Source organism: Helcococcus sueciensis DSM 17243, from assembly GCF_000423145.1.
Taxonomy (GTDB): domain Bacteria; phylum Bacillota; class Clostridia; order Tissierellales; family Peptoniphilaceae; genus Helcococcus; species Helcococcus sueciensis.
The window spans coordinates 33,136-51,506 of sequence record NZ_AUHK01000001.1 but is presented as its reverse complement, the minus strand read 5'-3'; the positions used below and the strand labels follow the sequence as shown (position 1 = coordinate 51,506).

General features: G+C 27.9%; 18 protein-coding genes. All 18 read left to right on the top strand.

The window, feature by feature from the left end; all coding sequences use genetic code 11:
- The first annotated feature begins 7 nt into the window (after positions 1–7).
- The gene (locus G534_RS0100230; RefSeq protein ID WP_027347328.1) at positions 8–466 is read left to right on the top strand and encodes a DUF948 domain-containing protein; all 459 of its coding nucleotides are present in this window, start codon (positions 8–10) and stop codon (positions 464–466) included.
- Positions 467–683: 217 nt separating this feature from the next.
- Positions 684–1,490, top strand: coding sequence for a 30S ribosomal protein S2 (rpsB, locus tag G534_RS0100225; RefSeq protein WP_027347327.1), 807 nt, complete (start codon positions 684–686; stop codon positions 1,488–1,490).
- 84 nt (positions 1,491–1,574) lie between these two features.
- The gene (gene tsf, locus G534_RS0100220; protein ID WP_027347326.1) at positions 1,575–2,645 is read left to right on the top strand and encodes a translation elongation factor Ts; all 1,071 of its coding nucleotides are present in this window, start codon (positions 1,575–1,577) and stop codon (positions 2,643–2,645) included.
- A gap of 61 nt (positions 2,646–2,706) precedes the next feature.
- Positions 2,707–3,417 carry a UMP kinase gene (gene pyrH, locus G534_RS0100215; RefSeq protein WP_027347325.1) on the top strand — a complete coding sequence of 237 codons (711 nt, stop codon included), beginning with the start codon at positions 2,707–2,709 and terminating at the stop codon, positions 3,415–3,417.
- A 1-nt stretch (position 3,418) separates the two neighbouring features.
- Entirely contained in the window at positions 3,419–3,976 is a 558-nt protein-coding gene (gene frr / locus G534_RS0100210) for a ribosome recycling factor (RefSeq protein ID WP_027347324.1), read from the top strand.
- A gap of 13 nt (positions 3,977–3,989) precedes the next feature.
- Positions 3,990–4,727 (top strand): isoprenyl transferase, encoded by a 738-nt coding sequence (locus G534_RS0100205; protein ID WP_027347323.1) that lies wholly within the window; start codon positions 3,990–3,992, stop codon positions 4,725–4,727.
- Positions 4,720–5,505 (top strand): phosphatidate cytidylyltransferase, encoded by a 786-nt coding sequence (locus G534_RS0100200; protein ID WP_027347322.1) that lies wholly within the window; start codon positions 4,720–4,722, stop codon positions 5,503–5,505. Before G534_RS0100205 ends, G534_RS0100200 begins: the two co-directional genes overlap by 8 nt.
- Positions 5,502–6,494, top strand: coding sequence for an RIP metalloprotease RseP (gene rseP / locus G534_RS0100195; protein WP_027347321.1), 993 nt, complete (start codon positions 5,502–5,504; stop codon positions 6,492–6,494). Before G534_RS0100200 ends, rseP begins: the two co-directional genes overlap by 4 nt.
- 10 nt (positions 6,495–6,504) lie before the next feature.
- Positions 6,505–10,707, top strand: a complete 4,203-nt coding sequence (locus tag G534_RS0100190) for a PolC-type DNA polymerase III (protein WP_027347320.1) — start codon at positions 6,505–6,507, stop codon at positions 10,705–10,707.
- A gap of 93 nt (positions 10,708–10,800) precedes the next feature.
- The gene (locus tag G534_RS0100185; protein WP_027347319.1) at positions 10,801–11,262 is read left to right on the top strand and encodes a ribosome maturation factor RimP; all 462 of its coding nucleotides are present in this window, start codon (positions 10,801–10,803) and stop codon (positions 11,260–11,262) included.
- An 8-nt stretch (positions 11,263–11,270) separates the two neighbouring features.
- Positions 11,271–12,458 (top strand): transcription termination factor NusA, encoded by a 1,188-nt coding sequence (nusA, locus tag G534_RS0100180; protein WP_027347318.1) that lies wholly within the window; start codon positions 11,271–11,273, stop codon positions 12,456–12,458.
- On the top strand, positions 12,451–12,699 hold the full coding sequence (gene rnpM / locus G534_RS0100175) for an RNase P modulator RnpM (protein ID WP_027347317.1): 249 nt from the start codon (positions 12,451–12,453) through the stop codon (positions 12,697–12,699). The genes nusA and rnpM overlap by 8 nt, the downstream gene beginning before the upstream one ends.
- 12 nt (positions 12,700–12,711) lie before the next feature.
- Positions 12,712–14,817, top strand: coding sequence for a translation initiation factor IF-2 (gene infB, locus G534_RS0100170; protein ID WP_027347316.1), 2,106 nt, complete (start codon positions 12,712–12,714; stop codon positions 14,815–14,817).
- Positions 14,818–14,823: 6 nt separating this feature from the next.
- Complete coding sequence (rbfA, locus tag G534_RS0100165; protein WP_027347315.1) at positions 14,824–15,204, top strand: 30S ribosome-binding factor RbfA; 381 nt, start codon at positions 14,824–14,826, stop codon at positions 15,202–15,204.
- A complete protein-coding gene (locus tag G534_RS0100160) occupies positions 15,185–16,159 on the top strand; it encodes a DHH family phosphoesterase (RefSeq protein ID WP_027347314.1) in 975 nt (324 codons plus the stop codon). The genes rbfA and G534_RS0100160 overlap by 20 nt, the downstream gene beginning before the upstream one ends.
- Positions 16,160–16,169: 10 nt before the next feature.
- Entirely contained in the window at positions 16,170–17,021 is an 852-nt protein-coding gene (gene truB, locus G534_RS0100155) for a tRNA pseudouridine(55) synthase TruB (RefSeq protein ID WP_169513536.1), read from the top strand.
- On the top strand, positions 17,009–17,947 hold the full coding sequence (locus G534_RS0100150) for a bifunctional riboflavin kinase/FAD synthetase (protein WP_034595776.1): 939 nt from the start codon (positions 17,009–17,011) through the stop codon (positions 17,945–17,947). Before truB ends, G534_RS0100150 begins: the two co-directional genes overlap by 13 nt.
- Before the next feature lie 93 nt (positions 17,948–18,040).
- Positions 18,041–18,307, top strand: a complete 267-nt coding sequence (gene rpsO / locus G534_RS0100145) for a 30S ribosomal protein S15 (protein ID WP_027347311.1) — start codon at positions 18,041–18,043, stop codon at positions 18,305–18,307.
- The last annotated feature ends 64 nt before the right edge of the window (positions 18,308–18,371 follow it).

Genomic DNA, 18,371 nt, shown 5'->3' with positions numbered 1-18,371 from the left:
GGCACTTATGCTACTACCATTAGCAGTTAATGTTTCATTTACTTTAAATGAAGTACTAATATTTTTATTAATATTAGCTGGTATAGTTGCATTAGTTTTCTTAGCAAAACTATTTATGGCACTTGGTAAAACAGTTGAAAATCTAAATAAAACTTTAGAAGATAATAAATTTAGTATAGACCAAACTATAAAAGACTTGCCAAAGATAACAAATAATGTTAACAATATTCTAGATAATACCAATGGACTTGTAGAAGATGTTAGTCCTCAAATTTCATCAGTGTTATATGATGTTAACAATGTAACTTCCTCAGTATCAAATGTTACAACTAACATTTCTGATACAGTAGAAGTTGTTGGTATTGCAGTTGCAGATACTGCTTCCCGATTTGTTGGATCAGCATCAAAATCTACAAATAAATTTGGTTTAATAAAAGGTTTAGTTAGTTCATTATTTAAAAAATAAAATAAAGATGTTGTCAAATTATCAATTTAGTTTGGCGGCATTTTTTTTTACAATTAAATATTTGAAAACATAGTTAATTACTTGAAAATATATAAATCATATGATATACTAATCAAGTCAAATAATCACATCATTTGTTTTTATCTGTGTGCCTATTTTATAGGTTAGATAAGTAAAAGGGTGATGGAAGGCAAATAAAAAACACAAAGGAGAGAATATGTCAGTTATTCCAATGAAGTCCTTATTAGAGGCAGGGGTACATTTTGGTCACCAAACTAGAAGATGGAACCCTAAAATGAAAAAATTTATTTTTACAGAAAGAAATGGTATCTATATCATTGACTTACAAAAAACTGTTAAAAAAGTAGATGAAGCTTATGAAGTAGTAAGACAAGTTGCTGCTGATGGTGGTAATATACTATTTGTAGGTACAAAGAAACAAGCTCAAGATGCTATCGAATTTGAAGCAAAAAGAGCTGATCAATACTATGTTTCACAAAGATGGTTAGGTGGTATGTTAACTAACTATGAAACAATCAAAAAGTCAATTAATAGATTAGAAGAAATCGAAAGAATGTCAGAAGATGGAACTTTTGATTTACTACCAAAAAAAGAAGTTATAGGTTTAGAAAGAGAACTAGAAAAATTAAACAAATATTTAAGTGGTATTAAAGATATGCCAGGTATACCAGATTTAATGTTTGTAGTTGATCCTAAAAACGAATATATCGCTGTAAGAGAAGCTAGAAGATTAGGTATTCCAATAGTTGGTATAGTTGATACAAATACAGATCCAGACGATGTAGATTATCCAATCCCTGGTAATGATGACGCAATTAGAGCTGTAAAATTAATTACTGCAGCTATGGCTGATGCAATCATCGAAGGTAAACAAGGAGAATCATTATCTTATGAAGAAGAGTTTGAAGTATCTAATGAAACTGAAGAAAAAGTAGAAGATGAAGAAGTTATCAGTGAAGAAGAAGTAGCTGAAGAATCTGAAGAAGTTTCTGACGAAGAATAAAATAATTATAAATGAATAGGAAGTAGTTTAACTACTTCCTATAAATATATGTAAACAAATAAATATATATAATTAGGAGGACATATGTCAATTTCAGCAAAACAAGTAAAAGAATTAAGAGATATGACTGGTGCTGGTATGATGGATGCAAAAAATGCATTAGTTGAAACAAATGGCGATATTGATAAAGCGATTGAACTTTTAAGAGAAAGAGGAGAAGCTAAAGCTGTTAAAAAAGCTAGTAAAGTAGCAGCCGAAGGTATCATGAAATTAAAAGTTTCTGACGATCATAAAAAAGGTACTTTACTTGAAATTAATACACAAACTGACTTTGTAGCTAAAAACGAAGGATTTATTGAATTATCTGATAAAATATTAAATCATGTTTATGAAAATCAAATTGACACAATTGAAGAATTAAATAAATCAACAATTGATGGTCAAAATTTTGAAGATTTCATTAAAGAACAAATTGCTAAAATCGGTGAAAATATCGTTGTTAGAAGAGTTGTAAATTATATAGCAAATGAAAATGAATATATTTATGGATATATGCACTTCAATAATAAAAATGGTGTTGTATTAAAAGCTAAATTTGATAGTGAAGCTACAGAAAAAGGTGCAGAAAAATTAATTCAACAAATTACAATGCACGTATCTGCATTAGGACCAGAATATATTTCATATAAAGAATTCACACACGAATTTGTTGAAAGTGAATTATCAGCATTAAAAGGTCAATTAAAAGTTTTAAATGAAGAAAATGAAATTTTAGGAAAACCATTAAAGACAATTCCTGAATTTGGTTCAAGATTACAAATTACAGATGAAGTGTTAGCTGAAAAAGAAGCTGAAATTAAGAAAGAATTATTAGCAGAAGGTAAACCAGAACAAATTTTAGATAAAATTATTCCTGGTAAAATTGCTAGATTTATCGAAGATAATACACAAATAGATTCTCAATATGCTCTTTATGAACAACCATTTGTATTAAATCCTGAAGTTTCTGTTGAAGAAGCAATTGCTCAAGAATCAGAAAAATTAGGTGGAACAATTGAAGTATTAGAATACAAGAGATTCGTAGTTGGTGAAGGAATCGAAAAGAAAGAAGAAGATTTCGCAGCAGAAGTTGCAAGCCAAATGAAGGGTCAATAATCTATTACACTTACAATAAAGAGAACATTTTTATGTTCTCTTTTAAAATATGGAGATTTATATGTATATTAATAAAAGAGTATTAATTAAACTAAGCGGAGAAGCTTTAGCTGCAGGAAAAGGCTTTGGTATGGACGATGAGGCCATTAATGAAATTGCTAAAACATTAAAAGAAGTTCATGAACTTGGAGTAGAGATAGGTATTGTGGTAGGTGGTGGAAACTTCTGGAGAGGCCGCAATACAGAAGATATGGATAGAACTGTTTCAGATAATATAGGTATGTTAGGTACAGTTATGAACGCTTTAAGAGTACAATCTGCTCTAGAATCTTTAGGTCTTGAAACTAGAGTTCAAACTGCTATTCAAATGAATGAAGTTGCAGAACCTTTTATAGTTCGTAAAGCAATAAGACATTTAGAAAAGAAAAGAATTGTAATCTTTGCAGCTGGTACAGGTCATCCTTATTTCTCAACAGATACAACGGCAGCGTTAAGAGCGCTTGAAATCGGTGCTTCTGCGATATTGTTAGGGAAAACAGGTACAGATGCAATCTATGATAAAGATCCAAATAAGTATAATGATGCAGTAAAATATGATAAACTATCTTATAGAGAGATTTTATCAAATAATTTACAAGTCATGGATTCTTCAGCTGTATCTTTATGTCAATCCAACAACATGCCACTTGTAGTATTTGGTATAGATGATCCATATAATTTAGTTAGAGTTGTAAAAGGCGAAAAAATTGGTACTTATGTAGGAGGTCAATAATATGATAGATAAATTAATTTCTGATAATAAAAAAAATTTAGAATCACATATTAATGGTTACAAAGAAGCTCTAAATAATATAAGAGCTGGTAGAGCTAATCCATCAATTGTTGAAAATATAAATTTTGATTATTACGGAGTAGAAACACCTATTAGAAATGCAGCTACTATTACTGTCCCAGAGGCAAGATTATTAGTTATTCAACCTTGGGATGCATCACAAATTAAAAGTATTGAAAAGGCTATATTAGCTTCAAATATTGGAATTACACCATCAAATGATGGTAAAGTAATTAGATTACCATTTCCAGAATTAACAGAAGATACAAGAAAAAATCTTGTTAAAGAAGTAAAACAAAAGTCTGAAAATTCAAAAATTGGAGTTAGAAATATTCGAAGAGATCTTATGGATGCTGTAAAGAAAGCTGAAAAGAATAAAGAAATTTCAGAAGATGAAAAGAAGATATATGAATCAGAAATTGATGATTTAACAGATGAATTCATAAAGAAAATAGAAGATATAACTAAACAAAAAGAAGAAGAATTATTAACAGTATAATTTGGTAAAGCATATGGAAGATAAACAGATTAAAAAATTCATACAAGAATACTCATTAAAACACATAGCTATGATTATGGATGGTAATGGCAGATGGGCCCAAAAACGTGATCTAAAGAGAACAGAAGGTCACAAAGAAGGAGCACTTAGAGTTGTAGAGATTGCAGAAGCTTGTAGCGATTTTGGAGTCGAAGTAATCAGTCTATATGCTTTTTCTACTGAAAATTGGAAAAGACCAATTTCAGAGGTCAAAGCTATCTTTGATTTGTTAAATAAATTCATTACAGAATATTTGGATAGACTTCATGAAAATAATGCAAAAATTGTAATAATGGGGGATATTTCAAAATTAAATATAGTAAATCAAACTGCTATAAATCATGCAATGAATAAAACAAAAAATAATACTGGTCTTATTATAAATATAGGCATAAATTATGGAGCTAAGGATGAATTGTTAAGAGCTTCAAAAAAAATTATCGATGATGTTCAAAATAATAAGATATTTATTGAAGAGATGGATGAAAATACTATTTCTAAATATCTTGATACAAAAGGTTTACCTGATATAGACTTATTGATTCGAACTGGTGGAGATCAAAGACTTTCAAACTTTATGCTATATCAACTTGCTTATGCAGAACTTTTATTTATAGATACATTATGGCCAGACTTTAACAAAGATATATTAAAAGATTGTATTGTAGAATTTTTAAAAAGAGATCGTAGATATGGTGGGTTAAATGAGTGATTTACATAAAAGAGTAATTACAGGAATATTTATATTCTTATTTATTCTTTTTATTTCATTAATTAATAAGTATATATTGTTATTAGGTATTACTGTTTTATCCGTATTGTCTATTTTAGAAATGGACAATGCATTAAAAAAAATAGGCTTTGAAAGCTTATTAAATATTGCGATAAGCTTTAATATAATATTTATACTGTCAGCAAATTATATTGATGTAAGTTTATTATTTGTAAGTATAGCTATTTATTTTATACTCTTATTTGTATTATATGTATTAAAAAAAGATATGAAGTTTCAATCTTTACTTTCAAATATATTCATGTTTTGCTACATTACATTTCCTTACATTTTATTGGGATTAATCCATGATATGAGATGGGTATTGTTCTCATTTCTAATCAGTTCAGTAACTGATACATTTGCATATTTTTCCGGTATATTGTTTGGAAAACATAAATTAATTGAAAGACTAAGTCCCAAAAAAACTATTGAAGGAGCAATTGGCGGTATTATTGGTTCAGTTTTATTTACAATATTATTTGTAAATGTATTTAAAATTGAACATAGCATATTAATTTATATATTTTCTATTATGGTTTCAGCAATTTCACAAATAGGTGATTTATTTGCATCGCATATTAAACGAGATATAGGTATAAAAGATTATTCTAATATTTTAAAAGCACATGGTGGAATAATGGATAGATTTGATTCTCTACTATTAATTGCTCCATTAATTTATTTATTAGATTATTTAATGAGGTTTGTTTTATGATAGGTATAATAGCAGGTTTATTGATGTTTCTGTTTCTTATTACAATCCATGAAGGTGGACATTTTTTAGGAGCGAAACTATCAGATATAAAAGTTAATGAATTTTCAATTGGCATGGGGCCAAATATTTTTAGTAAACAAAAAGGTGAAACAAAATATTCTTTAAGAGCTCTCCCTATAGGGGGATATGTTAGCATGGAAGGAGAAGATTCTTCTTCAGATGACCCAAGAGCTTTTGAAAACTCAGCACCTATCAGAAGATTTTTGACTGTATTTGCAGGACCATTTGTTAATTTATTATATGCATTTATAATAATATTTTTAATAGCATCTTTTCAAGGACACGCATCCACTACTATAGATACTGTAAGCTCTGATATGCCAATAGCAGAATCTGGTATAATCTCAGGAGATAAAATATTAAGTATTGACAATAAAAATGTTCATTTATTTAATCAAGTTAATCAATATATTAATGAATCAAATGGTGAAATTTCTATAAAAATAGATAGAGATGGAGATATATTAGATTTTAAATTAACTCCTATTGAGTCCCAAAACGGTAAAATAATTGGTATAACACCAAAAATTATAAACAGTTTCTCAAGTAATTTACTTTATGCATGGAATATGGTGTTTTTTATAATTGGATCAATATGGCAAGGGCTAAAAGGTTTATTTACAGGTTTATTCGGACTTAATCAACTTTCAGGTCCAATAGGTGTAGTAAAACAAGTTGGACAGACATTAGATATGGGATTTGCATCTTTTATGTTATTCAGTGCATTTATTTCAATAAATCTTGGCTTTTTCAATTTACTACCGATACCTGCTTTAGATGGATCTAAACTGGTGTTTACACTTATAGAAATGATTATTGGAAAACCAATTAATAAAAAGTTCGAACAAACTATTACTATTATCGGATTTATTTTACTTTTGAGTTTAATAGCTATAGTTTCAATAAAGGATCTTATTAATTTGTTTTAGGGGGAATTAAATGAATTTTAGTAATATACTAAATGAATTCAATGAAAAGTATAAAACGAAACTTATTTTAGATGAAGTTTCGTTTTTTAAAATGGAAAATGAATTAGAAATAAGTTTTTTATCTAGAAATATAATTGATGAATCTTTAATCGATATTTTTTTTAATGAAAAACTTGGTGGATATGGTTTGAATTTATCATTTAATATAACATATCTTGATAATATTTTGGAATATTTTAATAATATTTATCCAAATTTAGAATGTGAGACTAAAGAAAATCTCTGTACAGTTCTTTTTAATGATGAAAAGGAAAAAGAATATTATATTGATAATTCTACATTTCAATCATTTATGAGTAAAATGAAGAAGCTAGAATATTCTATTGAACTCAAAAAAAATCATAAAATAAATGATATAGATTTTGATGAAATTCAAAAACAAAAAGAGATTGAATTAAATAATGAAATAAAAAAAGCTGAAGAATTAAGTAAAAAAAATGAAAACAAAAATCTAAATAATAGTATTGATGCAGACACCGGAAATTTTAAATTTGGTTTTATAAAATCCGCTCCTAAAACATTTACAGATATAGAAGATTTAGAAGAAGATACAGATAAAATTGCAATAAAAGGGCAGGTTTATGAACTTAGCTATTTCGTAATTAAAAATGGTGCTTTTGTAAGCTTTGATTTAGATAATGGATCAAATGCTGTATCTTGCAAAGTATATGTTAAAAACGATAAATTAGATTATTTTAAAGATAATTTCAAAGAAGATATGGGAGTCGTTGTTTCAGGTGTATATAAATACGATGAATATGCTAAAACAAATCTTATAAATGTATCTTCAATAGAAGAAATTATTTTACCTGAAAAAGTTGACCTAGAAGATAACAAACGAATTGAATTTAACATACATTCAAAATATACACAACTTGAATCTATTGTAGATATAAATAAACTATTCAAAAGGCTGAAATCTTTTGGGCATACTTCTGTTGGCATTACAGATTTGTTCAATGTTCAATCCTATCCTGAAATTTATAAAGCTGCTAAGAAAAACTCTATTAAATTAAATTTAGGTTTACAAACAAATATTTATGAAGATTATCCTAGTTTATTAACTAATTATAAAAATGAAGATATAACTGATAAAGATTTTGTAGTATTTGATATTGAGACTACAGGCCTTTCAAATTTCACTGATAAAATCATTGAAATAGGTGCAGTTAAAATAAGGAATGGAAAAATAATTGATAAATATCAAACTTTTGTAAATCCTAAAGAACCATTATCAAACTTTACTACTGAATTAACAGGAATAACTAATGATATGGTGATAAATGAAAAAGAAATACATGAAATATTACCAGAATTTTTAGAGTTTTGTGGTAATTGTGTATTAGTAGCACAAAACGCTGAATTTGACCTAGGATTTATAATTCAAAAATCAAATGAATTGGGTATAGATTATAAACCTGTTTATGTCGACACATTATATATTTCAAGAGCAATCAATCCGGAATTCACTAATCATAAACTTGGAACACTTGCTGCTAAATATCAAGTATCTCTTCAAAATCATCATAGAGCTCTTGATGACGCTATGGCTACAGGTGAAATATTTATAAAAATGATTGAACAAATTAAAGATTTAGGATTTGAATTCAATAATGAAATAAATAAAATTAAAACTACGATGCCTACTTCTCATAATATGAATTTTCAAAATATTATGTATGCAAAGGATAAAAATGCACTTAAAAATCTATATACAATAGTTTCAAAATCTAATCTTGAATATTATTATAGAGAGCCGGGCATACCGTTTAATATATTGAAAGAATGCAGAGAAGGACTTCTAATTGGAACAGGAAATTATAAATCAAAACTATTTAAATTGGTATCTCTAAAATACAGCGATGAAGTTTTGTTAAACGAACTAAGTAATTTTGATTTTGTAACCATCGTTCCAAATGATTTTTCTACTCATCTAATAAATAGGGGATATATAAAGGATGAAAAACATTTAGAAGAAATTAATAAAAAGTTAGTTGAACTAGCTAAAAAACAAGATAAATTATTTATTGCTATTGGAGATGTATATTATTTAGATAAAAAAGATTATCCTTACAGAAATATATTAAAAAATTATCCAAGAAAAAGAGGTTTAGAAAATTCTGGTGCTTTCTACTTAAAAAACACTAGAGAAATGCTTGATAATTTTGAATATCTTGACCTAGAAGATAGAGAAAATGCAGTTATATACAATACTCATAAATTGAATGAACTTATTAGTGATATTTCTCCAATTGCTGATGGAACATTCCCACCTAAAATTAAAGATGCAGATAAAATACTTACTGAAGAAACTTATCAAGTAGCAAAGAGAATTTATGGAGAAGAGCTTCCAGAAATTGTTAAAGAAAGACTTGATAGAGAATTAAATTCTATTATTTCAAATGGTTATGCTGCATTATATATAATCGCAAGAAAACTTGTAAGAAAATCTAATGAAGATGGATACTTAGTTGGATCAAGAGGAAGTGTTGGTTCTTCTTTTGCTGCAACTATGGCAGAAATTACAGAAGTTAATCCTTTGCCACCACATTATATATGTGAAAAGTGCCATATAAGTGAGTTCATAACAGATGGTAAGTATACAACTGGAATCGATTTACCTTCAAAAAATTGTCCTAATTGTAATGAAGAGATGAAAAGAGATGGATTTGATATTCCTTTCGAAACTTTTCTAGGATTTAGTGGTAATAAAGAACCAGATATAGATTTAAATTTTGCATCTATATATCAATCAAGAATTCATAGATATACCGAAACCTTATTTGGTAAAAATAAAGTTTTCAAGGCAGGAACGCTTGGAACTATACAAGATAATATCGCTTATGGTATGGCAAGAAAATTTAAGGAATTCTACCCGGATGACACAACTATAAAGACTGATAATGCCTCTATGAATAGAGTTAAAAGAATGATAGTTGGTGTTAAAAGAAGCTCTGGTCAACATCCTGGAGGCCTAATAATTGTACCTGAAGATAAAGATATTGAAGATTTTACACCTGTCCAATATCCTGCAGACGATGCTTCAATTGGTATTATTACTACACATTTTGATTATCATGCAATTGATAGTAATCTTCTTAAACTTGATTTATTAGGACACAATGTTCCTACAATGATTAGATTACTTACAGACATGAGTGGAGTTGATGCTGCCAAAATAGATTTAAGTGATAAAGATACTATGAGCATATTTTCATCAACAGAAAGTCTAAATATAAAACATGATTATTCAAATAAAAACAATGGATCTTTAGGAATACCAGAATTTGGCACATCTTTTGTTAGAGGAATGCTTGATGATACTAAACCTACGACATTTGAAGAGCTTATAAGAATATCTGGTCTATCACATGGTACCGATGTATGGCTAGGTAATGCTCAAGAATTAGTTAGGAGTGGAACAACTGATCTAAAGGGAGCAATTTGTACCAGGGATGATATCATGAATTATCTTATAGATAAAGGTTTAGATAAAAAACTTTCATTTGACATTATGGAGCAGGTTAGAAAAGGTAAAGGCCTTAAAGAAGACCAAATAAGTGAAATGAAAAAAAATAATGTTCCTGATTGGTATATTGATTCATGTTTAAAAATAAAATACATGTTTCCTAAAGCACATGCTGTTGCGTATGTAATGATGAGTTATAGACTTGCATATTTTAAGGTTCATTTACCAGAATATTTTTATGCAGTAGTATTTACAAATTCGGTTTCTGACTTTAAATATGAACATATTTCTAAAGGATTAAATTATTTAACTTTATTATTAGATACCATTAAAAATGATAAAGAAAATAATGAAGATATATCTAAAATATATTTATACGAATTAGCTGAAGAAATGTATGCTAGAGATATAAAATTTGCAGACGTTGATTTATATAAATCTGATCCTGTAAACTTTGTAGTGGTTGAAAAAGGTTTGATTAGACCTCCGCTTACAGCATTACCAACAGTATCTGAGTCAATGGCATTTAAAATAGATCATGCTAGAAAAGAAGGTGAATTTATATCTAAAGAAGATTTTGCTAAAAGAGCAAAAATAGGCAAAAAAGCTTTAGAATATTTAGAACAAACAAATATATTAGATAGTTTGCAAGATACAAATCAGATTGATTTCTTTTCTATATAATTTGACTATATTGCGCTAAATTGATATAATTACAATGATAGAAGTTACTAGAGAGTGGGTTAAGCCCACTCTTTATTTATTAAAGGAGTACAGATGCAAAATAAGCTTCTTGAAAATCTAAAAAATCAATTAGAACCAGAAATTGAGCAATTAGGATATGAACTTATTGATCTTGAATTTGTTTTTGAAGATGGAGAAAACAGACTTAGATTTTATATATATAAAGAAGATGGCGTATCTTTAGATGATACTGAAATAGTGTCGAGATATTTAGATACTAGACTAGATGAAATAGACCCAATAGATACAAGTTATTACCTAGAGGTTTCATCACCAGATTTAAATAGACCTTTAAAGACAGATGATGATTTAAGAAGAAACCTTGGTAATGAAATAAGTGTTCATTTGTATAAAAAGATTGATGGATTAAAGGAATATCAAGGTTATTTAGTTTCATATGATAAAGAAAATATTGTAATCGAACTAGATGATGGAATAGAAAAAAGTTTTAATAGGAAAGACATAAGCATAATAAAAATTGTAATAAGATTTTAGAGGGAGTTATGAATAAAGATTTTATTAGAGCGCTTGATGAAATTGAAAAGGAAAAAGGAATAAAAAAGGAAGAAATTTTACAAGCGTTAGAAAAAGCTTTACAAAAAAGCTATGAAGAAAATTACAAAGCAAATAATGCAGAAATATCTATAAATCCTGAAACAGGGGATACAAAAGTTTATGCATTAAAAGAAGTAGTTGAAACTAAAGATGATGTTGAAAACCCAGATTATCAAATAGCATTAGATGAAGCTTTGGTTCATTCTAAAAGAGCTAAAGTTGGGAAAACAGTAAAAATTAAAGTAATGCCTAAATCATTCTTAAGAGTTGCTGCACAAAAAGCTAAAAATATTGTAATTCAACAAATTAGAGATTTCGAAAGAAAAGTAGTCTATGATAGTTATATTGATAAAAAGCATGAATTAATTAATGGAACCGTGCAAAGAATTGATTTCAATAATATTTATGTAGATCTTGGTAAATCAGAAGGAGTAATACCTGAAAGAGAAAGGGTCCCTGGTGAAGAATTTAGTCCTGGAGATAGGATTAAAGTATATGTTAAAGATGTTAAAGAGACAACAAAAGGAGCTCAAATAATACTTTCAAGAAAAGATCCAGATTTAGTTACTAGACTATTTGAACTAGAAGTACCAGAGATAAGTTCTGGTATAGTTGACATCATTTCAATTTCTAGAGAGGCAGGATTTAGAACCAAAATTGCTGTACATGCAAATGATCCAAATATTGATCCTGTTGGAGCTGCAGTTGGAGTAAAAGGTAGTAGAGTAAATTCAATAGTTGAAGAGATAAATAACGAAAAAATAGATATTATAATATGGAGTAAAGATAATAAAGTTTATCTATCAAACTCTTTATCACCAGCAGAAGTTTCAGATATCTTCATTGATGAAGAAAACAAAGAAGCTGTTGCTTTCGTTCCAGACGATCAACTTTCTCTAGCGATTGGTAAAGAAGGGCAAAATGTTAGACTAGCAGCTAAACTAACAAATTGGAAGATAGATATTAAAGGTGATTCTGTTAAAGATGAAGTATTGCCTGAATTAGAAAAGAAACTATTAGAAAATGAATCAACTATATTAGAAGAAAAACAAGAAATAGAATTGGATAATGATTCTAATGAATCAGAAATAGTTGATTCTGATTTAAAAGAAGACGAAGACAAAGAAAATGAGTAATTTTAAATTAAGAAAATGTATAGCTTGTAATGAACATAAAACTAAAGATCAACTGATTAAAGTCGTAAAAAATAAAACAGGTGAAATAAATATAGATACCAGCGGCAAATTAAATGGTAGAGGTGCTTATATTTGTAAAAATAAAGAATGTATAAATAAAACAATCAAAAATAAGCAATTAAATAGATCGTTAAAATGTAATGTTCCTGAAGAAATTTATCAGGAGTTAGAAGCTATGTAGAAAGGTGGTAATATGTCAAAAGTAAGAGTATATGCATTAGCAAAAGAATTAAACCTATCTAGTAAAGAATTAATAGCTACTTTACACGAAGAATTTGGTCTAGAAATTAGCAGTCATATGGCAGTTATAGAAGATGAGAATCTTGAACTGATAAGAGAGTATTTTGAAGAATTAAATGAAGATAAAAATAAAAAACATAAAAAAGAAGAAATAATAATCGATAAATACGAAGAAGAATATGATGAAGAACTTTTAAGAAAAAGTAAGAAAAATAAGAAAAAAGAAAAGAATAAAAAAGAAAATCAACAAAAAAATGAAGAAACTGTAAAAGAGAAATACTCTGCTACAGTACCAGAAGAAGATGATGATGTTGTATACATTGAAGAGGGAATTACTGTAAAAGAATTTTCAGAATTAATTAATAAACCAGTAACTCAAGTGATTGGTGAACTTATGAAAATGGGATTGTTCCTAAATATGAACCAACAAATTAGTATTGAACAAGCCATAGAAGTAGGTATGAACTTCAACATAGAAGTAGAAGAAAAGGTTGTAGAAGAAGACAATTCTGATGATATATCAAGTATTGATTTTGAAGATAAAGAAGAAGATTTATCTCCTAGAGCTCCTGTTGTATCTGTTATGGGACACGTTGATCATGGTAAAACATCTTTACTTGATAGAATGAGAGACTCAAAAGTAGCAAAATCAGAAGCTGGAGGAATTACTCAACATATTGGTGCTTCAACTGTATATGTGAATGATAAGAAAATAGTTTTCTTAGATACTCCAGGACACGAAGCATTTACTCAAATGAGATTAAGAGGAGCAAATGCAACTGATATAGCAATACTTGTAGTTGCTGCTGATGACGGAGTTATGCCTCAAACAATAGAAGCTATTAACCATGCTAAAGCTGCACACACACCAATAATAGTTGCAATTAATAAAATAGATAAATATGAATCAAATCCAGAAAAAGTTATGTCTGAATTAGCTGAACATGGATTGACTCCAGAAGCATGGGGTGGAGATACCATTATGGTACCTGTATCTGCTCATACTGGTGAAGGTATTGATGATTTATTAGAAATGATACTACTTGTAGCTGAAATGGAAGAATTAAAAGCTAATCCAAATAGGGATGCAGTAGGTATCGTTATAGAAGCACAATTAGATAAGGGGAGAGGTCCTGTAGCTACAGTATTAGTTAATAAGGGAACTCTTAACAAGGGTGACTTTGTAGTTTCTGGTAGCACTTCCGGTAAAGTAAGAGCTATGTTTGATAGCAATCAAAGAGAAGTAAAAAAAGCAAAACCTTCCACTCCTGTATTAATTTTAGGTCTATCCGAAGTTCCTGAAGCAGGTGATAAAATCTATGCAATTAAAGATGAAAAATTAGGTAAAAAATTTGCTGACAAAGTAAAAGAAAAAGAAAGAGATGATTATATTAGAAGAACATCTACAGTAAATCTTGATCAATTATTTAATAAGATTTCTGATGGTGAAGTAAAAGACTTAAATATAATAGTTAAAACTGATGTTAAAGGGACTATTGAAGCTGTTACATCATCATTTTTAAAACTTTCAAATGATGAAGTTAAAGTAAATGTTGTTCATGGTGCTGTAGGTGGTATTAATGAGTCTGATATAATGCTTGCAAATGCTTCAAATGCGATAATAATAGGTTTTAATGTTAGACCAAATCAAGGTGCTAAAGCTCAAGCTGAAGAGCACGGAATTGAAATTAGAACATATAGAGTAATATATGAAGCTATTGAAGAGCTAGAAAAAGCAATTAAAGGTATGTTAGCTCCAGAATATGTAGAACAAGTAATAGGAACTTCCGAAATAAGAGATGTATTTAAAGTTCCTGGAGTTGGAAATGTTGCGGGAATATATGTAACAAATGGTAAAATGCAAAGAAATGCTAAAGTAAGACTTATAAGAAATGATGTTGTAATTATGGAAGGCGTGATTTCTTCTCTTAGAAGATTTAAAGATGACGTTAAAGAACTAAATCAGGGCTATGAAGGCGGTTTAGGAATAGAGAATTACAATGATATTAAAGTTGGAGATTATATCGAAGCATTTATAGATAAAGAAGTAGAAAGATAGGTCTATATGAATAAAACTAGAATTAGAAGAATTGCATCAGAACTAAAAAAAGAAATATCAGTTCTTATTAATCAAGATTTGAAAGATTCAAGAATAGCTCCAATTACTTCTATTACTGAAGTTGACTTAACAGATGACTTACAATCTGCAAAAGTATATATTTCTGTATTAGGTTCTCAAAAAGAAAAAGAAGATACTATGGAAGGACTATTGCATTCCAAAGGTTATATAAAAAAAGAACTTGGTAATAGATTAAATTTAAGACATATTCCAGAACTATATTTCATATTAGATGAGCAATTAGAAAAAGCTATGAAAATTGATAAATTAATTAGTGAAGTTATCAAAAAAGATAATGAGGCAATAAATGATAGAGAAGAAGAATAAACTATTTGATCAAATAAAAAATGCAAATAATATTTTAATATCTGCACATGTAAACCCAGATGGAGACGCTGTTGGCTCTTCATTTGGTCTTGCGCATATACTCAGAAATATGGGTAAAAATGCTTATGTAGTAGAAAATGACAAATTTCCAAAAAATTTAGAGTTTATGTATGATGAAACTATTTATTTCAATAATCAATTTGAAGAAATTGATTTATTTATTGCTATAGATAGTGCAGATATATTGAGAATAGGGAACTCTGTAGAATTTTTTAATAAATCTAAAGATACCGCAGTTATAGATCATCATATAACTAATGAAGGATATTCTAACAATGATATTATTTATTTATCAAGCTCTGCTTGTGAAATTGTAGCTGAAACATTTATGGAAAATAATATAAATATTCCACAAAAAGCAGCTGATTATCTATATTTGGGAATTTTAACTGACACTTATAGATTCCAATATTCTTCATCTACTTCAGATACTTTAAGAACAGCAGCTGATTTAATTGATTTAGGTGCAAGAAAAGATTTTATACATGATAATTTATATGAAAGATTTGATCCAAATTATTTATTTTTACAAGCTGAAGTTATAGAAAATGCTACATGGATAGGTGATAAAATTATTACCGCCAAAATTTCTAGAGATTTAATGAATAGATACAATATGGACTTTGATGAAGCAGAAGGCTTAGTTTCTCTTTTAAGAACTATAAAAGGCGTTGAAGTGTCTGCTATAGTTAAAGAATATACTGAAACAGAACAAAAGTTAAGCTTTAGATCACAAAATATCGTAGATGTATCAGAAATTGCTAAAGAATTTGGTGGCGGTGGTCACACAAGAGCTTCTGGAGCAACTGTAAAAGGTACACTAGATGAGGTTTTTGAAAAACTAAATAATAGATTGGAAAAACTTTATGAAAACGGGAATCTTGGTAATAAATAAATCCGAGAATATGACTTCTCATGATGTCGTAGCTATATTGCGAAAAAAACTAAATATGAAGAGAATAGGACATACTGGAACACTTGATCCAATGGCGACAGGAGTTCTTCCTATATGTATTGAAAATTCTACCAGAATCTCTGAATATATTATGAATCAAGGAAAATCATATATAGCTACTCTAAAGTTTGGTGAGTCAACTACTACTTATGACAGTGAGGGAGAAATTACAAATATAAGCGATAATGTATCATTCACATCTGATGAAATAAACAAAGTTTTAAAAACATTTTTAGGTGACATTTCTCAAACACCACCAATTTACTCAGCTATAAAAGTAAATGGTAAGAAACTTTATGAATATGCAAGAGACAATGAAAAAATTGAGATTAAATCTCGTAAAGTAACTGTATATGATATTAAACTATTAGAAATTAAGAATGAATTTGCTAAAATATATATTAACTGTTCAAAGGGAACATATATCAGATCTATAATTCATGATTTAGGTATAAAACTTAATAGTTATGCTCATATGACGGAGTTAATTCGAACTAGAGTTGGACATTTTGATTTAGAAAATTCAATTGATATTTCTAAGATTGATTCATATTCATTAGAAGATTTAGAAAATTCATTAATTTCTATTAATGACGCATTATATAATTTTGAATCTATTGAAGTTACAAAAATCATTAGAGATAGACTTGTTAATGGACAAAGAATTAATATAAAAGATTTAATAAATATAAAAATTCCAAAAGACGAAGAAATTAAAATTATTTCAGAAAATGAATTTATTGGTATAGCTAAAATAAATAATAATATATTAAAAATGGAGAAAATGCTTTGGCAAAGATAATTGATTTAGATTTAGAAAAATTTGATTTTGATATATCGGCTATAGGTCTTGGAAATTTCGATGGATTCCACAAAGGCCATAGAGATATAGTTGAAAAAACAATAGAAATAGCAAAAGAATATAATGTTAAATCATCAATTCTGCTTTTTAAACAACATACAAATGAAGTATTTCCACATTTTCCAAGATATTATATAAATTCATTAGAAGATAAAATAGAAATACTTGAAGAATATGGTGTCGACTATATATTTACTATAAATTTCACCTATGAATTTGCTCAATTAACGAAAGAAGAGTTTATCTTAGATTTTATTAGAAAAGAATTAAATGCTAAATATATTATTTGTGGACCAGATTATACTTACGGGAAACTATCAAAAGGAACCGTATCAGATTTATATAAAATGGAAAAGACAAATGATATAAAAGTATTCGTTGAAGATTACACTATGATTAAAGATGAAAAAATATCTTCTACAATAATTAGAAAGCTTCTGTATCAAGGAAGAGTTTCTGAAGCATATAAACTATTAAATAGACCATATACAATTAGAGGAAATGTTGTGCATGGATTTAAAATTGGTTCAAAAGTTCTTGGATATCCAACAGCAAATATAGAGACTAATTTCAGATATATATTACCTAAAGAAGGTGTATATTTAACTAATCTAATATTAAAAAACAAAAAATATTTATCTTTAACTTCAATTGGTACAAATCCAACAGTTACTGATAGTAGAGAAATAAAATTAGAAACATTTATTATAGATTTTGATAAAAAAATATATGGTGAAGAAGTTAAAATAGAGTTTTTAGAATGGATTAGAGATCAAATAAAATTTGATTCAAAAGACGAATTAATAGATCAAATGAATAAAGATTATCAATATTCACTTAAATATAAAAAGAATTTACAAAATTAATTTATTTTGTTATAATATATAAGTACTTTTGCTTGGTGATTGGAAACTCCGGTCATCACTCGGTAAAAGTGAATATAAAAATAGGAGGAAACAATGATTTCACAAGAAAAGAAACAAGCAATAATTAAAGAATTCGCTAGAAAAGAAGGCGATACAGGCTCAACAGAAGTTCAAGTAGCTATAATGACTGAAAGAATCAAAGAGTTAACTGAACATTTAAAAGCTAATCCTAAAGATCATGCATCAAGAAGAGGATTATATATGCTTATCGGTAGAAGAAAAGGTCTTTTAGATTACTATCAAAAGAAAGATATTGAAGCATATAGAGCTTTAATTGAAAAATTAGGAATTAGAAGATAATTAAAAAGATATATTATTTATTTCAAAATACATTCAAAGAGCAAGAATTCATACGAATTCTTGT

Bases quoted from the DNA above. Each gene is read 5' to 3' on its own strand.
- G534_RS0100230 (WP_027347328.1), top strand. From the start codon at position 8: ATGCTACTACCATTAGCAGTTAATGTTTCATTTACTTTAAATGAAGTA.
- rpsB (WP_027347327.1), top strand. From the start codon at position 684: ATGTCAGTTATTCCAATGAAGTCCTTATTAGAGGCAGGGGTACATTTT.
- tsf (WP_027347326.1), top strand. From the start codon at position 1,575: ATGTCAATTTCAGCAAAACAAGTAAAAGAATTAAGAGATATGACTGGT.
- pyrH (WP_027347325.1), top strand. From the start codon at position 2,707: ATGTATATTAATAAAAGAGTATTAATTAAACTAAGCGGAGAAGCTTTA.
- frr (WP_027347324.1), top strand. From the start codon at position 3,419: ATGATAGATAAATTAATTTCTGATAATAAAAAAAATTTAGAATCACAT.
- G534_RS0100205 (WP_027347323.1), top strand. From the start codon at position 3,990: ATGGAAGATAAACAGATTAAAAAATTCATACAAGAATACTCATTAAAA.
- G534_RS0100200 (WP_027347322.1), top strand. From the start codon at position 4,720: ATGAGTGATTTACATAAAAGAGTAATTACAGGAATATTTATATTCTTA.
- rseP (WP_027347321.1), top strand. From the start codon at position 5,502: ATGATAGGTATAATAGCAGGTTTATTGATGTTTCTGTTTCTTATTACA.
- G534_RS0100190 (WP_027347320.1), top strand. From the start codon at position 6,505: ATGAATTTTAGTAATATACTAAATGAATTCAATGAAAAGTATAAAACG.
- G534_RS0100185 (WP_027347319.1), top strand. From the start codon at position 10,801: ATGCAAAATAAGCTTCTTGAAAATCTAAAAAATCAATTAGAACCAGAA.
- nusA (WP_027347318.1), top strand. From the start codon at position 11,271: ATGAATAAAGATTTTATTAGAGCGCTTGATGAAATTGAAAAGGAAAAA.
- rnpM (WP_027347317.1), top strand. From the start codon at position 12,451: ATGAGTAATTTTAAATTAAGAAAATGTATAGCTTGTAATGAACATAAA.
- infB (WP_027347316.1), top strand. From the start codon at position 12,712: ATGTCAAAAGTAAGAGTATATGCATTAGCAAAAGAATTAAACCTATCT.
- rbfA (WP_027347315.1), top strand. From the start codon at position 14,824: ATGAATAAAACTAGAATTAGAAGAATTGCATCAGAACTAAAAAAAGAA.
- G534_RS0100160 (WP_027347314.1), top strand. From the start codon at position 15,185: ATGATAGAGAAGAAGAATAAACTATTTGATCAAATAAAAAATGCAAAT.
- truB (WP_169513536.1), top strand. From the start codon at position 16,170: ATGACTTCTCATGATGTCGTAGCTATATTGCGAAAAAAACTAAATATG.
- rpsO (WP_027347311.1), top strand. From the start codon at position 18,041: ATGATTTCACAAGAAAAGAAACAAGCAATAATTAAAGAATTCGCTAGA.